Source organism: Pseudomonas sp. AC255 (assembly GCF_979258175.1).
The window spans coordinates 4729045-4750918 of record NZ_OZ409841.1 but is presented as its reverse complement, the minus strand read 5'-3'; the positions used below and the strand labels follow the sequence as shown (position 1 = coordinate 4750918).

Sequence of the window (21874 nt, the reverse complement as noted above, 5' to 3'; positions counted from 1 at the left end):
CGCATGAGCGACTCCCTTGATCTCAGCCTGGATGGTGTAGAACGCCGCTCGCTGGCTGACTTCACCGAAAATGCCTACCTCAACTACTCCATGTACGTGATCATGGACCGCGCCTTGCCGCATATCGGCGACGGCCTGAAGCCGGTACAGCGGCGTATCGTCTACGCCATGAGCGAACTGGGGCTGGACGCTGATTCCAAGCACAAGAAATCGGCGCGTACCGTCGGTGACGTGCTCGGCAAGTTCCACCCCCACGGCGATTCGGCGTGCTACGAAGCGATGGTGCTGATGGCGCAGCCGTTCAGCTATCGCTACACGCTGGTCGACGGCCAGGGCAACTGGGGTGCGCCGGACGATCCGAAGTCCTTCGCCGCCATGCGTTACACCGAAGCGCGGCTGTCGCGCTATTCCGAAGTGCTGCTCAGCGAACTGGGCCAGGGCACCGCGGACTGGGGGCCGAACTTCGACGGCACCCTGCAGGAGCCGCTGGTGTTGCCGGCGCGCCTGCCGAACATTCTGCTCAACGGCACCACCGGTATCGCCGTGGGCATGGCCACCGATGTGCCGCCGCACAACCTGCGTGAAGTCGCCACCGCCTGCGTGCGCTTGCTGGATGAGCCGAAAGCCACGGTCGAACAGCTCTGCGAACACATTCAGGGTCCGGATTATCCGACCGAAGCGGAAATCATCACGCCGCGCGCCGACCTGCTGAAGATGTACGAAACCGGCAAGGGCTCGGTGCGTATGCGCGCCGTGTACCACGTCGAGGATGGCGACATCATCGTCACCGCGCTGCCGCATCAGGTCTCCGGCGCCAAGGTGCTGGAGCAGATCGCCGCGTTGATGCAGGCCAAACCGTCGAAAGCGCCGCAGATCGCCGATCTGCGTGACGAATCCGACCACGAAAACCCGTGCCGCATCGTGATCATCCCGGTCAACAGCCGCGTCGATCACGAAGCGCTGATGCAGCACCTGTTCGCCAGCACCGAGCTGGAGTCGACCTACCGGGTCAACGTCAACATCATCGGTCTGGACGGCAAGCCACAGCTGAAAAATCTCCGTGCGCTGCTGGTCGAATGGCTGGAATTCCGCGTGCTCACCGTGCGTCGCCGCCTGCAATTCCGCCTCGACAAGGTCGAGCGTCGCCTGCACCTGTTGGACGGTTTGCTGATCGCCTACCTCAACCTGGATGAAGTGATCCACATCATCCGTACCGAGGAACATCCGAAAGCCAAGCTCATCGAGCGTTTCGCCCTCAGCGAGATTCAGGCCGACTACATTCTCGACACCCGTCTGCGTCAGTTGGCGCGACTGGAAGAAATGAAGCTGCGCGACGAGCAGGACGAACTGCTCAAGGAACAAGCCAAGCTGCAAGCCCTGCTGGGCAGCGAAGCGAAGCTGAAGAAACTGGTGCGCACCGAGCTGCTCAAAGACGCCGAAACCTACGGCGACGACCGCCGTTCGCCAATCGTCGAGCGCGCCGAAGCCAAGGCGCTGAGCGAACACGATCTGCTGCCGAACGAGAAAGTCACTGTCGTGCTGTCGGAAAAAGGCTGGGTGCGTTCGGCCAAGGGCCACGACATCGACGCTACCGGTTTGTCGTACAAGGCCGGCGATGGCTTCAAGACTTCGGCGGCGGGGCGCTCCAACCAGTTTGCCGTGTTCATCGATTCCACCGGTCGCAGCTACTCGGTCGCCGCGCATACCTTGCCGTCGGCCCGTGGCCAGGGCGAACCCTTGACCGGCCGTCTGACGCCGCCACCGGGCGCTTCGTTCGAATGCGTGCTGATGCCCGAAGACGATGCGCTGTACGTGATTGCGTCCGATGCCGGTTACGGCTTCGTGGTCAAAGGCGAAGATCTGCAAGCGAAGAACAAGGCCGGCAAGGCCCTGTTGAGCCTGCCGAACAATGCCAAGGTCATCGCGCCGCGCCCTGTGGCCGATCGTGAGCAGAACTGGCTGGCCTCGGTCACGACCGAAGGTCGCCTGCTGATCTTCAAAATCAGCGATCTGCCACAATTAGGTAAGGGCAAAGGCAACAAGATCATCGGTATATCCGGTGAACGCGTGGCCAGTCGCGAAGAATATGTCACGGACATCGCCGTCCTGCCGGAAGGCGCCACCCTGGTATTGCAGGCTGGCAAACGGACCCTGTCGCTGAAAGCCGACGACCTCGAGCACTACAAAGGTGAGCGTGGACGGCGCGGAAACAAACTTCCGCGGGGCTTCCAGAGAGTGGATGCGCTGCTCGTCGAAAACCTCAATTAGGCGAGAACGCCTTCCTAGAGCGTTCGATCTGCGATTAAACGCGTAGATCGACGCTTTGGCGCTGGAGTCGGAACGCATATTCACGGATGATATGGCCTTTCAAGCGCCGGCGTGGCCGAGCGTTCTTCATATTTATTGAGTATTTTCACTGTGGTCAGCCTTGTGGCGGCCACCTGGACGGGATGATGACTGCTCTACGCCCCCTTATTTTGTTGCTCGCCGGCGTTCTTGGCCTGGCGGGTTGCAGCGTTCACCAGCCGGTGTCGCTGTACCAACTGGACAGCGGAAGTCTGGTTCAGCCTGCGCAAAGCGCAGGCATGGCGGTTTTGCTGGGGCCGGTAGTTGTTGCCGATTACCTGCAACGCGAAACCCTGCTGCAACGTCAACCCGACGGCAGCCTGCAAGCGGCGACCGACGGTCGTTGGGCTGGCAGCCTTTCGTCGGATATCGATCAACTGCTGATGCGTCAGGTCGCCGGTCACCTTGACAGTCAGCGTGTGGTGCTGGCGCCTGCTACTGCCGGATTCACGCCGGATGTGCAGGTTCTGCTGACCATCACCCGTCTGGATTCCGGGGCGAAACAACCGGCGATTCTCGATGCGCAATGGCGTTTGATCGATCGTCGCGGCAAGGTGCGCGATAACCGCATCATTCACCTGCAGGAAACGCACGCCGGCAGCACCGCTTCCCAGGTACAGGCACAAGGGGTTCTGTTGCAGCGTCTGGCCGAGCAACTGTCGGTGGCGCTCAAGCCACTGGCCAACCAGCCGCCCGTGGCCGAGGCACCGCGTAAAGCCGCGCCGAAACCCGCAGCGCCGGCGGCGGATGCCGAGAAGCAGCCAAAGATTCCGATGGCCTCGCCTATTCGTACCGATATGGAAGTGTTTCGCTTCTGAGGCTGGAACGCGTCAGAACAGAGCCCGCCTTGTGCGGGCTTTGTTGTATCTGGGGGGCAGAGATTATTCGTCTTCAACGCTGGCCACTTCGCGAGCAGGCTCGCTCCCACATTTGATCGGCGGCGAGCAGACCTGGTGGGAGCGAGCCTGCTCGCGAAGGGGCCAGCGCAGGCAACAAAAAGCCCGCAGACAATCAATTGTCTGCGGGCTTTTGCGTATCTGGCCTAAGCCTTACGCCCGGCGCTCATGCATCCGCGCCAGTTGCCGTTCGAGCATCGACGGATAAGGCTCCATCAACCGTTCTACACAGCAAGCGCCTTCAGGGCTGGCGATCGGCCGGATCCGCGCACGCTGGCGGATCAAGGTGTCATCGCTGATCTTGCGCTCGACCAGCAGCAGATTGCGGCTGTGTTGCGACAAGGCCAGTGCATCCTGGGCCGAATCGGTCAGCAGCAGATCAATCTGGCTCAGACCGAACAACTCATCGCCCAAGGTCAGGCCCAGCTGCAATTGCAGGGTGATGCCGCTGTCTGCGACCTCAATCTGCAATTGGTGGCCGAGTGCACGCAGCAGTTCGCCGCAGCAGATGGCATTGGTCAGGTAATCGTCGCCGCAGTCTTCGGTGTGGAACAGCAACAGCGTGCTGCCATCGTTGAGGGTTTCGATTTCGCCCTGATACAGCGACGCGGCCTGCTCGAGGCAGTCGCGATAGCGTTCCTGCAATTCTTCCAGACGTGCGCGAGGCAAACGACGCAATTGTTCCTGCGAGCCCAGTTGCACGGCCAGTACGGCGGTGTGCTGTGGCACGTCAGGGCTCGGTTTGCGCGTCAGCGGTTGGGCGGCGCCGTTCAGCGATTCGTCGCGCAGGTCGGCGAAAGCGTCATCGTCATCATCGTCTTCGACGGTGCTGACCAGGTGACGCGGTGCCGGTTTCTTCGCGGCCAGCGGGCGGCTTTCGTCGAAGCTCGGATCGCGCAGGTTACGCACCTCGAATTCAGGCTCGTCTTCTTCCTCGGCGAATTCCGGCTCGGGTTCGGGCTCAGGCTCCGGTTCCGGGGCGTAGCTGGCGTGCAGCTGGCGCGCCAGATCGCCGATTTCGTCCTGACGATCAATGCCCGGGGTGTACGCGTCGATCCGGCGCAGCCACACGCGCAATTGCAGCAACGGCGTCGACAGATAGCGGCCCATGCGCAGACTCAGAGCCAATGACAGCGCCAGCAGAATTGCGCTCAGAATGCCCATGCTTTGCAGGCTGATGGTCATCGGCTGCTGGAACTGATCCATGTCCAGGCTGATGCGCAGTTGCCCGGCAGTCACGTCCTGGAAAGTGATCTTGCTCTCGTACATGCCCTCGGCTTCGCCCAGCAGGCTGTGCTTGGGACGCTGACCGGACTCGGCGAGGATGCGGTTGTCCACACTGTAGATCGCCGCGTGGGCGACCAGTTTGTTCTTGGTCAGGTTGTTGAGCAGCACGTTGAGGCTGAGGATGTCGTTGGACACCAGCAGCTCGGTGGCGGAGGTGGCGGTCTGCGTGGTCAGGCTTTCGCCCAGCGCATCGGCCTGCTCGTGCATGGCCTGCTTGAATTGCAGACCCATCACCCCGGCATAGATCACCAGGGCCAGAGCGACCAGGATCACGTTGTGGCTGGCAATGCGCAATGCAATCGGTACACGGCGGTGGCGCAGTGCACGGAAGATCAGCAGGAAGAAGTTATCGGTTTTGACTGGCGTGGGCCGGTTCACTTGAGCTCGGCTCTTTGTCCGTGAAGTTGACGCGCAGTATAGCGACAGGCCCCAGACCGGCAAAGCGCTCGCGGTGCCCGATGGTCACTGAAAGTGGGTAGAATGCGGTTTTTTTCCAGTTGCGGGGTGCGCGTTGCGCGAAATCGTCCTGATTAACATCACGGGAGTCGACCGTCCCGGTCTGACAGCGGCCATCACCGGTGTTCTGGCACAAGGTGGTGTGAACATTCTCGACATCGGTCAGGCGGTGATCCACGACACCCTGTCGTTCGGCATCCTGGTTGAAATTCCCGATTCCGAACAGGGCAAGTCAGTGCTCAAGGACATCCTGTTCAAGGGCTACGAACTGGATCAGCAAGTGCGTTTCACCCCGGTGTCCGAAGAGGATTACCAGCAGTGGGTGGGCAATCAGGGCAAGAAACGCCATATCGTTACCCTGCTGACGCGCAAAGTCACAGCCGGCCAGTTGCAGGCGGTCAGCGCGATCACCGCCAAATATGGCTTGAACATCGACCATATCGACCGTCTGTCGGGGCGCATGCCGCTGGACACGCCGGCCGACAAGGGCAAGGGTTGCATCGAGTTTTCCGTGCGCGGTGAAGCCGCCGATCCGCAGGCCCTGCGCGCCGAATTCCTCAGCGTTGCCCAGGAATTGAACGTCGACATCGCCTTCCAGGAAGACTCGCTGTTTCGCCGCAACCGGCGTCTGGCGGTGTTCGACATGGACTCGACGCTGATCGAAGCGGAAGTCATCGATGAGCTGGCCAAAGCGGCCGGCGTGGGTGACCGGGTTTCGGAAATCACCGAGCGCGCCATGGCCGGTGAACTGGATTTCCGCGCCAGCTTCAAGGAGCGTCTGGCGCTGCTCAAGGGCCTCGACGTCAGCGTGCTCGACTCGATCGGCGCCTCGCTGCGCCTGACCGAGGGTGCTGAAACCCTGTTCGCCGAACTCAAGCGGCTCGGCTACAAAACCGCCATCCTGTCCGGCGGCTTCACTTATTTCGCCAAGCAGCTGCAAGCCAGGCTGGGCATCGACTACGTGTTCGCCAACGAGCTGGAAGTGGTCGACGGCAAGTGCACCGGCGTGGCGATCGAACCGATTGTCGATGCGCAGCGCAAGGCTGACTTGCTCAAGGAGCTGGCGCACAAGGAAGGTCTGCGTCTGGAGCAGACCATTGCCGTCGGCGACGGCGCCAACGACTTGCCGATGCTGGCGATTGCCGGGCTGGGCGTGGCGTTCCGCGCCAAACCGTTGGTCAAGCAGTCGGCGAAGCAGGCGATTTCAACGCTGGGGCTGGATGGTGTGTTGTATCTGCTGGGTTTCCGGGATCGTGACGGGCAGTTGTAACTGACAAAGCACAAAGATCGCAGCCTTCGGCAGCTCCTACATTTGGAATGCATTTCCCTGTAGGAGCTGCCGAAGGCTGCGATCTTTTGCTTTAAAGCGAATTCCACAACGAATCAAAATCCTCCTCACCCCCGCCATTCTGCGCTGGATCCAGCGAGCGATAGGCGAACTGGTTGAAGCTGTGCGTACTCGCCACCCGCCGATCCAGCCCGGCGCGGTGTTCTTCGCCCTGGGTGTTGATCAACACCTTGTTGCCTTCCTGGAACGGCAGGCGCGGCGCAAGCACGGTGGCCGGCACATCGATCGCGCTGATCTCCGGCAACAGCAAACCGCGCAGATAATGGCTGTGATCGTCCTTGGAACGAACCAGTTGCAGCCCGCACGGCTGCGCGTGTGGCGCGACCAGTTCAATGCCCATCTGCGTGCCGCTACCGCGCACCTGGCGGATCCAGCGAATCACCGCAATGCTCCAGCCTTTGCCCTCGCTGTCCTGAATGCCGAGCATTTCCCCGGCCTGCAATTCCGCCGGCACCTCGCTCGGCCAGGCCAGGCAATAGCCGCCGGGGCTATGGTTGATCACCGGCAAGGCGTAAGTCGGATAGTTCGGCGAGTTGCCGGGGCCTTCATCCTCGCTCAACTGGTCGTACTGGATTTCCTCGTACGGCAACAGTTCATCGTTACTTTGCGGGGCAGCGTCGAACGCCTGACTCCAGCTGTCCTTTTCGCCGTTGGCCACCACGCTGCTGAAATTTGCCGCGCGGGCACCGGGATGTTTGAGCAACTCGCTGAAGGTGCGCTCGCCGCCGAGGTAGAAGTGCAGGGCGCTCATGCCGACGCACACGGTCAATGTGCCCTGGCCGGCGCTGCGCTGAAAACTGCGTTCGGCAGCCTGGCCCCAGGTCGCGTGCAGATGTTGCAGGGTATCGATGCTGAGACCGGCGGAAACAGGCAGGGGGCGAAGTCGGCTGCTGCAGCAGGTGCGTTTCGAGCTGCTTGACCAAGGGCTGCGGGTCGAAGCCCAGGAGCGCGCTCTGTTGTTCACTGCGAAACATTTTGCGGTAGCGCGGGCCGACATCGAGTTCCGGACTGACCGCAAACAAGCCGTCGTCGGCGCTGTCGGGATGCAGCTTGAGCAGGGCGCTCCATGGCTCGATCACCTCGGCCAGACGAGCAATCTGGCTCTGGCGTAATTGATTGCACCGGGCACTGCCCAATAGCAGTGCGGCGATGTAGGTCTGTTCGACGCTCAATTCGCTGGTCAAAAACGCCAGATCATCGCGCAGCCGCCGTTGTTGCAGCTGTAATTGCGCAGCGCTGCGATACAGCTGATGCAATTCCAGCCACGCGTGTTCCGGCGGTGAACTGTACAGCTGCGTGGCGCGCACCAGTTGCGCCTTGAGGGCATGCGCCGCGCGTTGCAAGGCGGTGCCGACCAACGTCGCGCGATCCTTGCTGTATTTGGGCAGGATGCGCAGAACGATCTGTTTATAGCCGATGGCCAACTGACCTTGCAGCGCCTGACACAGGTTGCTGACTTTGCGCGAACGCTCGTCGAGCATGATCGCCTGATGCAGAAAGTGCCGTTCCAGATGCTGGCAGACGAAATACACCTCGGGCCGCAGCAGTTCCAGGAGTTGCAGGCGATTGTCGCTGGGAGTGAGCAACAGGTTCAGTTCGCCGAGGCCTTGATACAGCAGGCGGGCGGTTTCGCCGATGTTGGCTTTGGGCAGGCTGGCGATCCAGCGCTTGAGGTCGCGCGGGCTGGCGTCGCAGAACGACAGGCGCGTTTGCGTGGGAGTCGGAGCGCGCAGCTTGGGAGAGAAGAGGGTCTGGCTCATGAGCAAAACCATAGCAGCAAATGCCGCGGTTTGCGGAAGCAGCCTCGGCTGCTTCCGCGAACAGAGTCACGCTTTTGGCAGTGCCAGGCCTTGGCCCATCTGCACGGGTGAACCGGCCACCAGCTCTTCCGCCCACTTCACCTGATCCGGGCCAAACAGCACGATCGCCGTCGAACCCAGCTTGAAGCGCCCAAGTTCCGCGCCTTTTTCCAGATGAATCGGTGCGCGTGCGGCTTCGTCGTAGCGGAAGGTTTTCAGCTCGCGCTTCGGTGGCGTGACCAGACCGGCCCACATGGTTTCGATCGAAGCGACAATCATCGCACCGACCAGCACCACGGCCATCGGCCCGCGTTCTGTATCGAAAATGCACGCCACGCGCTCGTTGCGGGCGAACAGCTCCGGGACGTTTTCGGCAGTGGTCTGGTTCACCGAGAAAATGCGGCCCGGGATGTAGACCATTTCGCGCAGGGTGCCGGCCAGCGGCATGTGCACGCGGTGGTAGTCCTTAGGCGACAGGTAAATGGTAGCGAAGTCGCCGCCCATGAACGGCGCTGCGTTGGCCGCATCCCCGCCGAGCAACTCCAGCACGCTGAAGCTGTGGCCCTTGGCCTGGAACACACGACCGTGCTCGATCGGGCCGAGCTGGCTGACCGCACCGTCGGCCGGGCTGAGGATCGCGCCCGGCGTCTCGTCCAGTGGACGCGCGCCGTCTTTCAGAGCACGCGTGAAGAAGGCGTTGAAGTGCTCGTAAGCGGTCAGGTCTTCGACCAGTGCTTGCGACATGTCCACTTGATAACGCTTGGCAAACCATTGCGTGAAGGCATTCTTGAACCAGCGCACGCGGCATTCGGCGATGCAGCCGGCCAGGCGCGACAGCAGGTGATGCGGCAGCAGGTACTGGCTGAGGATAAACAGACGCTCTTTCATTAGTTGTCCTTAAAAACCTTAAATCTCGACTGGCGTGTCAGGGTGGTTGCCCCATTCGCCCCAGGAACCGGCGTAGCCCTTGACCCGCGGATAACCGAGGGCTTTGGCCACCAGATAAGTGAAGCCCGACCGGTGATGGGTCTGGCAGTGGGTAATGATTTCCTTGTCCTTGGTGATCCCGAGGTTTTCGAGGATCTGCGGCATGTCGCTGCGGATACGCAACTGACGCGTCTGGTCCATGCCGGCAGTCCATTCGAAATTGACCGCACCGGGGATGTGGCCACCCTTGGCGGCGAGGACTTTCTCGCCGGAATATTCCAGCGGCCCACGCGCGTCCCAGATCGCCAGATCGGCCGCGCCGAGACGGCTTTGCAGGTATTCGCGGGTGGCGGTCGGTTCGTCGTGCAGGGTCAGCGACACTGGGCCACCGACGGCGGCCGGCACTTGAATCGACATGGGCATGCCGTCCGCCAGCCAGGCCGGAAGACCACCGTCTATATAGTGGTACTTGTCGTGGCCAATGACATCGAGCAGCCAGATGAAACGCCCGGCCCAGCCGCCGCCTTCATCGTCATACACGACGTAGACCGCGTCTTTGCGATGACCGAGCTCACCAAACAACGCTTCCAGATCGGCCTTCGCCGGCATCAGCCCGGGGGCCGGTGGCTGGCCGAGCTGGGTGCGTTTCGGGTCGACAAAACGTGCGCCGGGCAAGTGACCTTCGGCATACCGGGCAGGGCTGGTCAGGTCCACCAGGATCAGTTCCGGGGACTCCAGACGCGGCAGCAGGTCGCTCGGCTCGATGACAAGCGGCAAGCCAGAGAAGTCAGACATGTGAGGTCTCCAGAGCACAAAGGGGAGGATTGTAGCGCAGGCTCATTGGCCACGGCTGCTAAAGCTGTGCAGGGCTTTTTCGATGCACTGCACGGTTTTGCCGAAGGCTTGTACGGTGATGTCGGCGAACGGCCCGCCGCCCTGATCGGCAACGACGATCATGATCACCCGGCCGTTATTCACCAGCGAACGCAGGAACAGATGCTCACCGCGAAACAACGTGCGCAGGCTCGCTGGCAATAAGGCCGAGAATTGCCCGTTGTTCTCCGGCGTGATCCGCACCTGCGCCTGCTGAGCGAGCAGGCGTTGCAGGACTTTGCTTTGGCCGACGGCAAAACTCAGCGCCGCCGCATCCTTCGGCAAACCGGCGGTCTGGTGCACGCGCAGGGTCGTGTGTGTGCGGTCGGCCATCAGAATCATCACCCGACGCATGCCGCTAGCCACCAGTGCCTCGCGGGCGGCGACGGTCAGGCTCATGGCATTGGTGAAGCGGCTGGGCTCGGCGAGCAGTTCGGCGCATTGCCGACGCCACTGGCCCAAGTCATCCGCATTCGGCGCTGCGGCCGGGAGCATGCCGGCCGGCAAGCGACGAGTGCCCCACGGCCAGATCAGCGAAACCGCCGGGTGCCATAAATCAGGCATCGCATGCTGACGCGCGCTGTTCGCCGCTTGCTGGTGCAACTGTTGCTGCACTTCGTCCATGGAAATCTGCAGATAGAGGCTGGTCAGGTACTGCCAGCGCTTGCTGTGCGGACTGTCCCAGGCCTGTTGCGCCGACAGCGCCAGCCCATTGGCCAGCAGCACGGTATTCGCCGGCTGGTTGAGCCAGCGGCGCAATGTCGGGTCATCGTCGAGGCGATTCTGCTGGCGCAGCGGGTGTTCACTGTCGCGGGCGATGCGCAGCACTTTGACCAGTTCGCGTTGTTCGCTGAGCAGCAATTTGTAGCCTTGCTCGACCCAGATCGGCAGATGCCAGGCGTGGACCAGTGCCTCGGCGATCTTCAACAGGCGCACGCCGAACAATTGCTTTTCGACCACACGTGCCGACTCGCCCTTGTGGATCACGCGCAGTTCCCACTCTTCGAGCAACTGCGGATAGGTCAGCGCCAACGGCCACAGCGGCGACAAGAACAGCAGACTGCCCCAGTGGATGTCCTGCCACAGCCGCGCCAGACGACTGGCAAAAAAACCGTTGGCCTGTTGTGTCGCGTGTTGGCTGATCAGTTGCAATTGGCGCAAAGCCTTGGGGATTTGCCGGTGCGGTTCGGCGGGCAGGCGCGCGAGCAATTCTTCGGTGCGGGCAAGGCCCAGGCGATTGATTGCCACCTCAAGATTTTCCGCCGGCGCGGCCATGGTGCCGTGGGTGTGACGATTCGCCTCACGGATGACGCTCAAGGCCAGCGCCGGGCTGTCCTGCATCAGATCGGCGATGTCGCGCAGCGAGCTGCGATTGTCGCGGATCGCCCGGCAGACTTTGTCGTGAGCCTCTTGTGGTACGGGCAGGCGGACGCTGTCGAGCAGCTTGACCCAAGCCTGGAGCGTGGTCGGTATTACCGATGGAATGTTCGTTTCATTAGCCATGTCTGGACGAGATCTTCACTGACTGTAGACGCGCCCGGCATGGGCTAAATTGGCTTTTCGCCTGAACTGGCTATAGTCTGGCGCAGTTTTGCCGATAAGTAGAAGAAGAGATTTTTTAACTTCCGAATATGACCTTGAACCCGACTTAAACAAGTACCTTCTACCTATGGCTAAAATTATCGGCATCATCGTCGTATTCGCGAGCGTGCTCGGCGGATACGTGCTCTCCCACGGCAAGATTGCCGCCCTGATCCAGCCCTTCGAGGTGTTGATCATCGGTGGTGCGGCCCTCGGCGCGTTCCTCCAGGCCAACCCCGGTTACATGACGATGCACGTGCTCAAGAAATCCCTGAGCATGTTCGGTTCGCGTTTCACCCACACCTTCTACCTGGAAGTGCTCGGGCTGATCTACGAGATCCTCAACAAGAGCCGCCGCGAAGGCATGATGGCGATCGAAGGCGACATCGAAGATGCCGCCGCGAGCCCGATCTTCGCCAAGTACCCAGCGGTGCTCAAGGATGAACGCATGACCGCGTTCGTCTGCGATTACCTGCGCATCATGTCCTCCGGCAACATGGCTCCGCACGAACTGGAAGGCCTGTTCGACATGGAACTGTACAGCCTCAAGGAAGACCTCGAGCACCCATCGCACGCAGTCAACGGCATCGCCGACGGCATGCCCGGTTTCGGTATCGTTGCGGCGGTACTCGGTATCGTGGTGACCATGGCCTCGCTGGGCGAGGGCGACCAGGCGTCGATCGGTCTGCACGTGGGTGCGGCACTGGTCGGTACCTTCTTCGGTATTCTCGCGGCATACGGTTTCTTCGGTCCGCTGGCGCATTCCCTGGCCCACGATGCCAAGGAAGAGCTCAACGTCTACGAAGCCATCAAGGCCTCGCTGGTGGCTTCGGCGTCCGGCATGCCGCCGTCGCTGGCGGTCGAGTTCGGGCGCAAGGTTCTGTACCCGGCGCACCGTCCAAGCTTCGCCGAGCTGGAACAAGCGGTTCGCGGTCGCTAAGTCATGGAAAATAATCAGCCGATCATCGTCAAGCGCGTCAAGCGCATTGCCGCCGGGCACCACGGCGGGGCGTGGAAAATCGCCTTCGCCGACTTTGCCACGGCGATGATGGCGTTCTTCCTCGTGCTGTGGCTGCTGTCCACCGCTACGCCGGAACAGAAGATCGCCATCGCCGGTTATTTCAAGGACCCGGTCGGCTTCTCCGAAAGCGGCACGCCGTACATCATCGACTTGGGTGGCACGCCGACCCTGGCGCCGGAAAACACCCTCAACCCGGAAGTGAAGTCGCAACCGCAACCGGACAAGGTTACGGTCGACACCGATCAGGTTGAAGGCATGGCCGAGCAGGTCGAGAAGGAGCGTCTCGAACTGCTCCTGCAAGAACTGCAGAACAAGGTCGACGAGAACCCGCAACTGCAGAAGTTCAAGGATCAGATCCTCTTCGAAATCACGCCGAACGGCTTGCGCATCCAGATCATGGACGCCGAGAACCGGCCGATGTTCGACTCAGGTTCCGCACGCCTGAAACCGTACTTCGAGGACATCCTGCTGGCCATGGCCGACACCATCAAAGCGGTGCCGAACAAGATCAGTATCAGCGGCCACACCGACGCCAAGCCGTACATTGGCACTGGCGATTACGGCAACTGGGAGCTTTCGGCCAACCGCGCCAACGCGGCTCGCCGTGCCCTGGTCGCGGGCAGCTATCCGGATGCGCAGGTGGCGCGGGTGGTCGGTTATGCCTCGTCGGCGTTGTTCGATCGGGAAAACCCGTTCAACCCGGTCAACCGCCGGATCGATATTGTCGTGCTGACCAAGAAAGCCCAGGCCGCCATCGAAGGTGCGCAGGGGCCTGAGGCAGCGAAACCGGCGGATCAGGGGCAGAACGGTGCTGCTCCGGCAGCCCCGGTTGATCCGAATGCGTTGCCGGCGGACAAACAGCCGGTGCCGGCTCACGAGTTGCGCGAGCGGTTGAATCTGTTTGACGATGCGGCGCCGAAACCGGCTGAGCCGGGTGGGGCGGCGCCTGCGCCTGCGCCGAAGCAGTAAGTGAAAAAAGCCGACAGTGATGTCGGCTTTTTTTGGCTATCACAAGCCGGCCCAGTCTCAGAATCCCCGACGAATCCGGTTCTTCAGCTGTTCATGAAACATCTCTGCATCGCGCTTGTAAGCCCCTTTGACCGATTCGCTGATCGAATCCAGCGCCATCGACCGCTTGTTCGACACCTCATCACGATACGCATCGATAAAGAAATCCAGATCGCTGGCCGTGCTCAGCTTCGGCCATTTGTCCAGATAGATCGGCAGTTGCGCAGGTCCGGTCTTGAACGTACAGATCCGCCGATTGCTGATCGTCGCCTCGCCAATTTCGAACGGCACCCACCACGACAGTGCAGTTGTCTCCGACACCACCGCCAGCAGATGCGTGCACTCGGTGATGTTGCGGGTAATGACTCCGGTGATGTCGTCGGTGGTCTGCGATTCCGGATCCAGTACGTCGAGGTAAGTCCTGATCTTCGCCTGGGTCAGGCGGGTGTTGATGGCGATCGCATGGGCGCGATCCATGTGGCGGTAGCTGATGAAGACAGGCATCAGAAATGTCCTTTGAGGGCGAGTTCGCGGTAATAGGCGCCGAGTGCCGTCAGGCGGCAGCCGGTCGAGTGAATGGCGGCGTAGTACATGTGCTCGGCGTCGACCGGCTCGATCAGGCTGTGGCGGTTGCACTTCTGCAACTGGGCGAAGACCTCGCCGTGCTCCGCTATGAACACCATTTCGGTGGGCTCATAGCTGGGGTCGAGCGGGTAGACCGATTCGGCTTCGGCGAACCAGTCGGGCAATTTGCGCAGGATCTCCTTGGGGATCAGCGGCGAGACTTCGCGCAGGGAAATGAACTGCGACACATTGGTCTTGAACACCGGACGCTGTTCCCAGGCGCCGAGGGCGTTGTCGACAAAGGAATACAGACTGCCGGGGGTGATTTTGCCGAGGATATTCGCCGCGCCGCCGTGCAGCGCTTGCAGGAGCAGGCCGGTGAACACGCCGTGCTGCGCGCCCTCCATTGCCGGCTCGGCTTTTTTGCAGGCGGTGAGGATCGTCATACCCTCGCTGACCATGCTGCTCTCGCTGCGCAAGGCGCGCACTTCGCCGGCCGAACCGCTTTCGCAGCAGTCGAGGATAATCACTTTGTTTTTGATCCGCGTGGCCTTGTCCGCCCAGTTCAGGATGTCGCTGATGCGGATGCCGTCCTTGGCGTTGCGGTAGTCCTGCGCGATCAACATGCCTTCGTCAGTGTCGGCGTCGAAACCGCCATGGCCGGCGAAATACAGCAGAGCGACGTTGCAGTCACCGGAAAACAACTCGCGGATCTGGTCTTCGAGTTTTTGCCGGCTCAAATAATCCTCGGCGGACGTCAACACGACATTCTTGAAGTTGGGGTCGCCGTTGGCATTGGTTTTCAGCACCGAAGCCATGGCCATGGCGTCGTTGCAACAGCCGCTCAGGCCGCCGATATGCGTGTAATCGTTGATGCCGATGAACAATGCCTTGCGCATGCTCATACCACCGTGTGCAGGCGGATCGCGCCGACGATGCTGTGGGCACTGCACGCGTGGATGTAGCGAGACGAATGGCGGATGAATAAAACACAGGTTGGCATGGCTTTCCTCGAAGGTCGCTGTGAGCGAAGGAGGAAAGGAATGTAGGCCGCTGGCTCAGGCCTACAAGGTCTGCGCGGCAAAACAGAAAGGTCCTGCAAGCAGCCGCGCAAAAGCCTACAGCAGAGGCTTATGTTTAAGTGGGGGAGAGCTGATTCAGATGCGGTCCGACAACCGGCAGCCCGTGGTGCGGGGCTGCCGGCGCGACTGTTTAATAGCCGTTTTCGGGCAGGCTGGCGATGATCGAGCGATAGCTGTTCATCCGTTGCTGCTGGATGCGGCCATCTTCGAGCGCCTTGAGCAGCGCGCAACCCGGTTCGCGGTCGTGCTTGCAGTCGCGGAAACGGCAAGTGCCGAGCAGGTCATCGAACTCGATGAAACCGGCTTCGACATCGGCGCGGCTGACGTGGCCCAGACCGAATTCACGGATGCCCGGGGAGTCGATCAGTTCGCCGCCGCCAGGGAAGTGGAACAGGCGCGCGGTGGTGGTGGTGTGCGTGCCCTGACCGGACAATTCCGACAACGGCCCGACGCGGGTTTCGACTTCCGGCAGCAGGCTGTTGACCAGCGACGACTTGCCGACGCCGGACTGACCTACGAACACGCTGATGCGCCCGTCGAGCTGCTTTTGCAGCTGCTCCATGCCATCGCCGTGGTGAGCCGAGACTTCCAGCACCGGATAACCCAGCGTGCGGTACACCGCCAGCAACGCGTTCAGCGCCGGGGCGTTCTGCTCGTCGATCAGGTCGAATTTGTTCAGCAGCAGAAGCGGGCGGATACCGGCATGTTCGGCGGCGACCAGATAGCGGTCGATCAGGTTGGCGTGAGGCTCGGGCAGCGGCGCGAAAACGATGACGATCATGTCGACGTTGGCGGCAACCGGCTTGAGCTGGCCACGACTGTCGGGGCGGCACAGTTCGGTGCTGCGCGGCAGTTGCGCGACGATCACGCCAATGCCTTGGTTGCCGGCGCGCCAGACCACTTTGTCGCCAGTGACCAGCGCTGGCAGGTTGGCGCGCAAGTGGCAGCGGAACACTTGACCGGCGAGTTCGCCGTCAACGGCTTCGACTTCGACCTGCACGCCGAAGTGGGCGATCACCAGGCCGTGTTGCTCTGGGCCAAGGTCGCCGCCCTCGAGGGCTTCGACCGCCGAGGACTCGCGTTTGGCGGCGCGTGCGGCGCGCTCGCCCTGGATCTTTTCGATGCGCCAGTTTTGACGACGATTGAGTTGGCGTTTGGCCATGGGTGTTCCGTCTGAAGAATGCAGCGATTAGGTAAAACGGCCGCGAGTTTAGCACGCCCGGCCACCGGCCTAGGCTAAACTGCGCAGCATTGCCTAGGAGCCCGAATATGCAAAACCCGCAGAACCTGATCTGGATCGACCTGGAAATGACCGGTCTGGACCCGGACAACGATGTCATCATCGAAATGGCCACTATCGTTACCGACAGTGAGCTGAACACATTGGCTGAAGGTCCGGTGATTGCCATCCACCATAGCGACGAAGTGCTCGCGCGCATGGACGAGTGGAATACCCGCACCCACGGCAACTCCGGTCTGACCCAGCGTGTGCGCGACAGCCGCATCAGCATGGCTGAGGCAGAAGCTGAGACCATCGCCTTTCTGGAAAAGTGGGTGCCGAAGGGCAAGTCGCCGATCTGCGGCAATAGCATCTGCCAGGATCGTCGCTTCCTTTATACCCACATGAAGGCGCTGGAAAGCTACTTCCACTATCGCAACCTCGACGTCTCCACGCTCAAGGAACTGGCCGCGCGCTGGGCTCCGGATGTGCGCGACAGCTTCAAGAAGGGCAGCACGCACCTGGCGCTGGACGACATTCGCGAATCGATCGCCGAGCTGCAGCACTACCGCAAGCATTTCATCAAATTCTGATGCGGCGCATCAGCCCTGACGCTTTCGCGAGCAGGCGCGCTCCCACATGGAATGCGGCTTATGTGGACGCGAGCCGGCTCGCGAGAGGCGCGCCCTCTTCTGGTGCGGCGCCGAAATGGCTAGACTGCGCGCCTTCCTGCCTGGACTGCCATCATGTTGCTGATGCTCTATCTGATCGCCATCACTGCCGAAGCCATGACCGGCGCGCTGTCCGCCGGACGACGAGGCATGGACTGGTTCGGCGTGGTGCTGATCGCCTGCATCACCGCGCTCGGTGGCGGTTCGGTGCGCGACGTGTTGCTCGGGCACTACCCGCTGACCTGGGTCAAACATCCGGAATATCTGGTGCTGACCTCGGTGGCAGCGATGTTCACCGTATTCGCTGCGCGCTGGATGCGCCACCTGCGCTCGCTGTTTCTGGTGCTCGACGCGGTGGGGCTGGTGGCGTTCACCTTGATCGGCTGCATGACCGCGCTGGAAATGGGTCACGGCATGCTGGTGGCATCGGTCAGCGGCGTTATCACTGGTGTGTTCGGCGGCATCCTGCGCGACATTTTCTGCAATGACATTCCGCTGATATTTCGCCGCGAACTTTATGCCAGTGTTTCATTCGCTGCGGCATGGTGCTACATGTTTTGTCTCTATATAAATGTGCCGGGCGAACAAGCCATTCTGATCACTTTATTTGGCGGGTTCCTGTTACGTCTGCTGGCCATCCGTTTCCATTGGGAAATGCCGAAGTTCGTCTATAACGACGAACATTGATCATTCTTGCGTTGGTGTATTGGAGGCTGGTTTAAAGGCATATGAGTTGCCGGCGGCTGGTGCGCGCATATTTCTTACACTTTTCACTTTGATATTTTCTCGGTGGGTATGTAACTTTTTTGCTGACATGTTTTCGATGTCACTATCAAGTTATATTCTCACGGAGGAGCTGTATTATGAGTGAAAGCATGGACGCTACAGGTAATCAACAAAGCACTTCGCCCGTTCTTGTGGGGTTGTCCAGTCTGAAGGTCAAGTTTGACGCCAGTGATAACACTCAAAGCAGGGCACTTTTTGCTAATGGCCGGATGCAAGTCAAAGTTCAGGTGCTGGTTGCCGGAGTAGACGCCGACGGCAACGCTGTGCATGTACCGGAAGATGTAATGGAAAGCATCCAGCTTATTCATTACGCGACCGGCAAGACCTTGCGCGATGGTTGGGTCGCGAGCGCAGTCCAAGGGCGGTTTACGCGTGAGGCACGGCCTGCACCGGATGCCTTGGACAGGCACGATGATGATCTTGAGAATGACAGCGTACATCCACAGGTGCGTACGTTCTGGGTTTCCTCGTCGAGTGCCGGAACGACTGAGGTCGGTGCGCGCCTGTCTCTCAACGGGGAGAGGATTTTGAGCAACGGAACCACCCCTGTCAGTGTTCATTACAGCAGCGTGACTCTGGAGGCTGAAAAGCCCGCGACATATGGAGTCTTTCAGTTGTATCAGAACAGGATTGGTAATGAGTCGCCTGGTAATCGTATCTGGAAGTACCATCTGGGGCTGTACCCGGACGGGAAGCAAATCCGCCTGGTCGATTGGATGGTCGAGGAGGCTGAAGAGGGCGAAAACCTCGATTTTGCGGGCGGGAACAGGCTTAACGAAATCAAAACAAATTATATGAAGTGCATTTTCGTCCGTCCCGAAAAAACCAGTGTGACCGTCACCTTGCCTGATAGGGGGATCCGTTTGTATATGCTTTCACCGGCGATGCGCAAACATGGAATCACAAGCATTACAAAGTAAATACGCAAAGCGACGGAGAACTCACTATTGTGCAGGCGTTATCCGAATACTCGGAAAATACCGGTGCGCAAAAATATGGAAGTGTCCTCTACTTTATCGCTATCGATGAATATGGTACCGGGCATAAGTTGGCGATTCGCGTGAGTTTTTATGAGCGCAATTTGTCTCTTCAGCGAGGCTGAGTTTCATCATCCATTGATGCAATGTCCTGGGATGTAGTAGCTGTATATGCGTTTGGCATCGCGGCTGCAGATAAGCTGCCATGTTCGATGATCAGGCATATGCACGAAAGTGCTTTATCTGATGCCTTGCGCTGGCCCGCAGCGATGTGTGGCCAGCGTCACCACTCCTCAAGGATGAGCATTCATGACTGGCAAACCGCCGAAAATCAAACCTGTATCTGCCCCAACCAGACCCATCGAGTCCAGCGGGGATGGCCTGCCCCGGGCTCTGAACCCGTCTTCGACAATGCCGCATTCGACTGTTGCACATCATCAGGGACCCTTGCCTTCGCCATCTTCTTCAGATTCGCTTGCAGTGTTGCCTGTCATCAGTGTGAGCACGAGGCCGAAATATTCCACGATCGACGAGTTCGCAAGTGTGTCCGCAAGGAATTCGCTGGAGAACTACTGGATACCCACGCAAGAGCGTCTCGACGAGACCGATGCATGGGGCATCGCAATCATGAAGCAGCGTCAGTATGTTGCCGTCGCTGACAATCACATCGTACAAGTGGTCCGAGACCCCGAGAGCGGCCTGTTTCGCGCCACACATGCCAGAGAACTGCATCCTTCCGGTCCGCTGTTGAGGCCTGACAGCGAGGGCCGTTTGTGGCATCCGCTGGATGATCCTGAGTCGGCCAATCCAGTTGCAACTGTCTTTACCGGACGAAATCGCACGACAGAGCTTCCCGGCACGGAGTATTCAATAAAGGATTTCCCTCCACTGATGACCCAACGCATATTTGCCGTGAGCGGCGTCGACGCGATGATGGCGCACAGGTCCGACATTCATCCCGCTTCGCTGGCATTGCTGCAGGACACAGCGAGACGCTTCGCCCTCGATCAAAAGATCCGCCAGTTCATCACCCAAGTGCAACATTCCGATCCGACCGTGCGTGCGCAGGCCGATTCACAACTGCAGGCTTTGTTAACGCTACAGGCAACTGATCTGAGCGAGCGCGTTATCGAACAGTCCCGCGCTTTGCTCTTTGAGCAGAGCGAGCGGGCGTTCGAACTCGATTGCGATGACAACACATTGCAGATGCGACGGATTTTTCCTCATCTGCCCAAGACGATTGCTCAGGCATTGTGGCGAGAGGCCAGTGCCGCCGACCATAGGCATTTGCGCCTGCGGCCGGGAATGCCGAGGCACATGGCAGAAAAAACGCTGGTGGCGCTACGCGAGGTGCGTCTCGCCAGGGCGTGCGAAGGAATCTATCTGGATGCGGTAGCCAGTCTGGACAGTGACCAACTGGCTTTGCAGATGCTCGGGCAGCTTGATCAGTGGCCGCGACAGATTCGTATCGAGATTCGTCTGCAAGCGTCAGAGGGTGAGTCATTGAGTGCTATTGGCGATGCTCGATCGCCAGTGCGTCACATATTGATTCGTCAGCATGAAGGCTACGTTATCCAACGCAGCGGCATCGCGTCCCCCCAGGATCGGATGGATCTGTATGCCGCCGTCTGGCGCCTTTTACTGCCCGGGCAGCGCCAGTTGCTCGGTGTAGCGCAGGGCGGTGGTGCGGCGCTGCGGCAACTGGTACGCGCACAGCCATTGCCGTCGCGCCAACGCGTGAGCGAATTGTTGGGACTGGCACCGGTGCAGGTAACGGCTGTTCCGGCCAGCGCCCAATACGCGCAAGCGGGGCTGCGAGGCGGCGGCGATGTCAACCCGATGTTGACAGGATCCGTTGTGGAACGTGTCCGTAGCCTCTATCCGCAACTTGATGACAAGGAGTTGGCCGCGTTCGTTTCCGAGCGCCTGGGATCTGAGCCGTCCACAGTTTTAGCGCGCCTGGAGACAGACCTCGCAATATTGCGCAATGAATTGGCGATCTGGAGTGCGGAAGGATTATCGACCCAAGCGGACTCTTCGCAGGACGCAATGCAGATCGCAGAACAGCGCCCGGCTCGCGAGCAATTTAGCGCAAAACTGCAAGATATCTGGCGACGCAAGTCGGTTTCGAGATGGGGTTACGGTGACTATCATTTTTCCCATCATGTCGATTTTACTGGTGAGTTACCAAGATTATCCGCCAGGTTCGACTATGTAACAGAGTTGATATTGACTGTAGAAACACCAGGCGCACGCATCGGCGCTTTTTTTGACAGTTTTCCCAATGTTCAATATTTGATGGTCACTGGCATAAAAATGGAGGACTTCCCGTCAGGGATATTCCAAATGCGCCAGTTGCGTCAACTGGTACTGGACGATTGTTCGCTTGAATTATCTGAAGCGACGGCTGAAGGTGTGTCCAGGATCGAGACGCTCACTTTGTTGAATCTGGCCAACAACCCTCTGACAGTTGCTCCGCATGTAGGCTTCATGACAGGTTTAACCGAGTTGATGCTATATAACGCCAATCTCTCCAGCCTACCCTCCGGCATAGACAGGCTGGGAGATCTTCGGGTCATGGCGTTACAGGATAATAATATCTCAGACGTAGGGGGCGATTTGTTCGATATTCCGGATACTCAAGATCTATATGTTGGTTTATTGAACAATCCGCTGAGTGACGAGTCGATGCGGCGGATTAATCAATACCTTGAAAATTCCAGTATGGACCGGAAAGTGGAAATCCAAACGGAAGAAGCAGTTTCAGATTTTGATTCCGATAGTGAGTCATCGGAGAGCGGATTTTCGACAGGTCCAGATAGCGACTGAGTGTTGTCGAAAGTAACGGATCGATCACGCTGCCAACATGATTTGGCAAACATAAGCTACTCGCTGACTCCCCTTCCGGGTCGGGTTGATTGAATTCGGAAGGGGTAACAGGCCATCGTGGGCCAGAATCAAAGGGGCGAAGGGCTTAGTGTTGAATCTCGTAACATGCAGATCGCATTTTTTGAAGTTATTAGCATCTGTGTG

At 59.8% G+C, this 21874-nt stretch carries 16 protein-coding genes and 1 pseudogene; 9 read left to right on the top strand and 8 right to left on the bottom strand.

What is annotated here, in order from left to right; genetic code table 11:
• Positions 1-3: 3 nt before the first annotated feature.
• Together parC and ACZZ0K_RS21455 are read left to right on the top strand one after the other, a co-directional pair.
• The gene (gene parC, locus ACZZ0K_RS21460) at positions 4-2268 is read left to right on the top strand and encodes a DNA topoisomerase IV subunit A (RefSeq protein WP_024011349.1); all 2265 of its coding nucleotides are present in this window, start codon (positions 4-6) and stop codon (positions 2266-2268) included.
• Between the two features lie 185 nt (positions 2269-2453).
• Positions 2454-3164 (top strand): PqiC family protein, encoded by a 711-nt coding sequence (locus ACZZ0K_RS21455; protein ID WP_463559324.1) that lies wholly within the window; start codon positions 2454-2456, stop codon positions 3162-3164.
• Between the two features lie 231 nt (positions 3165-3395).
• Here ACZZ0K_RS21455 and ACZZ0K_RS21450 read toward each other — a convergent pair whose 3' ends face one another.
• On the bottom strand, positions 3396-4907 hold the full coding sequence (locus ACZZ0K_RS21450) for an AhpA/YtjB family protein (protein WP_252885212.1): 1512 nt from the start codon (positions 4905-4907) through the stop codon (positions 3396-3398).
• Positions 4908-5040: 133 nt separating this feature from the next.
• On the opposite strand from ACZZ0K_RS21450, the gene serB reads away from it, so the two are divergent.
• Positions 5041-6255 carry a phosphoserine phosphatase SerB gene (gene serB, locus ACZZ0K_RS21445; RefSeq protein WP_041477650.1) on the top strand — a complete coding sequence of 405 codons (1215 nt, stop codon included), beginning with the start codon at positions 5041-5043 and terminating at the stop codon, positions 6253-6255.
• A 91-nt stretch (positions 6256-6346) separates the two neighbouring features.
• On the opposite strand, the pseudogene ACZZ0K_RS21440 reads toward serB, so the two are convergent.
• The 4 genes and pseudogenes from ACZZ0K_RS21440 to ACZZ0K_RS21425 form a co-directional block, all read right to left on the bottom strand.
• Positions 6347-8093, bottom strand: a pseudogene (locus ACZZ0K_RS21440) (molecular chaperone).
• 66 nt (positions 8094-8159) lie between these two features.
• Entirely contained in the window at positions 8160-9020 is an 861-nt protein-coding gene (gene asd / locus ACZZ0K_RS21435; protein WP_463559323.1) for an archaetidylserine decarboxylase, read from the bottom strand.
• 18 nt (positions 9021-9038) lie between these two features.
• A complete protein-coding gene (gene rhdA / locus ACZZ0K_RS21430) occupies positions 9039-9854 on the bottom strand; it encodes a thiosulfate sulfurtransferase (RefSeq protein ID WP_076565369.1) in 816 nt (271 codons plus the stop codon).
• A 42-nt stretch (positions 9855-9896) separates the two neighbouring features.
• Positions 9897-11435: an HDOD domain-containing protein gene (locus ACZZ0K_RS21425; RefSeq protein WP_258707513.1), complete on the bottom strand. Its 1539-nt coding sequence runs from the start codon at positions 11433-11435 to the stop codon at positions 9897-9899.
• A 166-nt stretch (positions 11436-11601) separates the two neighbouring features.
• On the opposite strand from ACZZ0K_RS21425, the gene motA reads away from it, so the two are divergent.
• Both motA and motB read left to right on the top strand, forming a co-directional pair.
• Positions 11602-12453, top strand: a complete 852-nt coding sequence (gene motA, locus ACZZ0K_RS21420) for a flagellar motor stator protein MotA (protein ID WP_016771962.1) — start codon at positions 11602-11604, stop codon at positions 12451-12453.
• 3 nt (positions 12454-12456) lie between these two features.
• Complete coding sequence (gene motB / locus ACZZ0K_RS21415) at positions 12457-13503, top strand: flagellar motor protein MotB (RefSeq protein ID WP_041480740.1); 1047 nt, start codon at positions 12457-12459, stop codon at positions 13501-13503.
• Positions 13504-13560: 57 nt separating this feature from the next.
• On the opposite strand, the gene ACZZ0K_RS21410 is transcribed toward motB, so the two are convergent.
• The 3 genes from ACZZ0K_RS21410 to rsgA all read right to left on the bottom strand — a co-directional run bounded on the left by ACZZ0K_RS21410 (position 13561) and on the right by rsgA (position 16350).
• Positions 13561-14046 (bottom strand): toll/interleukin-1 receptor domain-containing protein, encoded by a 486-nt coding sequence (locus tag ACZZ0K_RS21410; RefSeq protein WP_041480739.1) that lies wholly within the window; start codon positions 14044-14046, stop codon positions 13561-13563.
• Entirely contained in the window at positions 14046-15005 is a 960-nt protein-coding gene (locus ACZZ0K_RS21405; RefSeq protein WP_258707514.1) for a caspase family protein, read from the bottom strand. Before ACZZ0K_RS21405 ends, ACZZ0K_RS21410 begins: the two co-directional genes overlap by 1 nt.
• A gap of 313 nt (positions 15006-15318) precedes the next feature.
• Positions 15319-16350: a small ribosomal subunit biogenesis GTPase RsgA gene (gene rsgA, locus ACZZ0K_RS21400; RefSeq protein WP_024011360.1), complete on the bottom strand. Its 1032-nt coding sequence runs from the start codon at positions 16348-16350 to the stop codon at positions 15319-15321.
• 107 nt (positions 16351-16457) lie between these two features.
• On the opposite strand from rsgA, the gene orn reads away from it, so the two are divergent.
• From orn to ACZZ0K_RS21380, 4 genes are all read left to right on the top strand, one after another.
• Positions 16458-17000 carry an oligoribonuclease gene (orn, locus tag ACZZ0K_RS21395; protein ID WP_016771957.1) on the top strand — a complete coding sequence of 181 codons (543 nt, stop codon included), beginning with the start codon at positions 16458-16460 and terminating at the stop codon, positions 16998-17000.
• A 150-nt stretch (positions 17001-17150) separates the two neighbouring features.
• Positions 17151-17765: a trimeric intracellular cation channel family protein gene (locus ACZZ0K_RS21390; RefSeq protein ID WP_177342722.1), complete on the top strand. Its 615-nt coding sequence runs from the start codon at positions 17151-17153 to the stop codon at positions 17763-17765.
• 176 nt (positions 17766-17941) lie between these two features.
• The gene (locus tag ACZZ0K_RS21385; RefSeq protein WP_463559322.1) at positions 17942-18784 is read left to right on the top strand and encodes a hypothetical protein; all 843 of its coding nucleotides are present in this window, start codon (positions 17942-17944) and stop codon (positions 18782-18784) included.
• 366 nt (positions 18785-19150) lie between these two features.
• Positions 19151-21670 carry a leucine-rich repeat domain-containing protein gene (locus ACZZ0K_RS21380; RefSeq protein ID WP_258707516.1) on the top strand — a complete coding sequence of 840 codons (2520 nt, stop codon included), beginning with the start codon at positions 19151-19153 and terminating at the stop codon, positions 21668-21670.
• The last annotated feature ends 204 nt before the right edge of the window (positions 21671-21874 follow it).